Raw genomic sequence first — 1,539 nt, forward strand, 5'->3', positions numbered from 1 at the left:
TGGATGATGTGTCGGCCAAGGCAAAAGAGCTGGCTGGGCAGAAATACGAAGCTCCGCGCAGCAATTTGCCGAACGAATTCCGCGAAATGAAATTCGCTGACTACCAGAAGATTCGTTTCCGCAATGAAAAAGCCGAGTGGGCCGATCAGAACACCCCGTTCAAGCTGTCCTTCTATCACCAGGGGATGCATTTCGACACCCCGGTGAAAATCAACGAAGTCACCGCCGACAGCGTGCATGAAATCAAGTACGACCCGACGCGTTTCGATTTCGGCGACGTGAAATTTGATCCTAAAGCCACCGAACAGCTGGGTTACGCCGGTTTCCGTGTGCTTTTCCCGATCAACAAGGCCGACAAGCAAGACGAAATCATGACCATGCTCGGCGCCAGCTATTTCCGCGTCGTGGGCAAGGATCAGGTGTACGGCTTGTCTGCCCGTGGCATGGCGATCGACACCGCGTTGCCGTCTGGCGAAGAATTCCCGCGTTTCACCGAGTTCTGGATCGAGCGTCCAAAGCCGGGTGACAAGCACCTGGTGATTTTCGCGCTGCTGGATTCGCCACGCGCCACTGGCGCTTATCGCCTGATCCTGCGTCCTGGCACCGACACCGTAGTGGACGTCAAATCCCAGATGTTCCTGCGTGACAAGGTCAGCAAGCTGGGCGTTGCGCCGTTGACCTCGATGTTCCTGTTCGGCGCCAACCAGCCGTCCAAGGTCCTCAACTACCGCCGCGAGCTCCACGATTCCAGCGGCCTGTCGATTCACGCCGGCAATGGCGAGTGGATCTGGCGTCCGCTGAACAACCCTAAACACCTGTCGGTCAGCAACTTCAGCGTCGAGAACCCGCGTGGGTTCGGCCTGCTGCAACGTGGCCGCAACTTCAGCCACTACGAAGACCTGGACGACAACTACGACAAGCGCCCAAGCGCCTGGATCGAGCCTGAAGGTGACTGGGGCAAAGGCTCTGTCGACCTGGTCGAGATCCCGACCGCCGATGAAACCAACGACAACATCGTGGCGTTCTGGAGCCCGGCCGAACTGCCGGAAGTCGGCAAGCCGCTGGACGTGGCCTACCGCCTGCACTGGACACTGGACGACGCGGCCTTCCATTCGCCGGACAGTGCCTGGGTCAAGCAGACCCTGCGCTCCACGGGTGATGTGAAGCAATCGAACCTGATCCGTCAGCCGGATGGCAGCGTGGCCTACCTGGTGGACTTCGAGGGCCCGTCCCTGAAGAAACTGCTGCCGGACGCCCCGGTGCGTAGCCAGGTGAGTGTGGGTGATAACGCTGAACTGGTTGAAAACAGCGTGCGCTACAACGAACACACCAAAGGCTGGCGCCTGACCCTGCGTATGAAGATCAAGGACGCAAGCAAGCCGACCGAAATGCGTGCGGCACTGGTGCAGGATATCGTGCAGCCTGAGGCTGAGTCGGTTTCCAACCATGTGCTCAAGGCCGATAAAGTCTTGGCCAAGCAGCATGAGAAACAGGCCAAGAAAGACGCCAAGGACAAGGAAGCCAAACAGCCTGAGGCTG

At 58.9% G+C, this 1,539-nt stretch carries 1 protein-coding gene; it reads left to right on the forward strand.

What is annotated here, in order from left to right:
- Window positions 1–1,539: glucan biosynthesis protein G (locus BKD70_RS22495; RefSeq protein WP_070415429.1), on the forward strand; the 1,539-nt coding region annotated here is incomplete at both ends.

The organism is Pseudomonas sp. BS-2016, from assembly GCF_001806145.1.
GTDB classification, from domain to species: Bacteria; Pseudomonadota; Gammaproteobacteria; order Pseudomonadales; family Pseudomonadaceae; genus Aquipseudomonas; species Aquipseudomonas lundensis.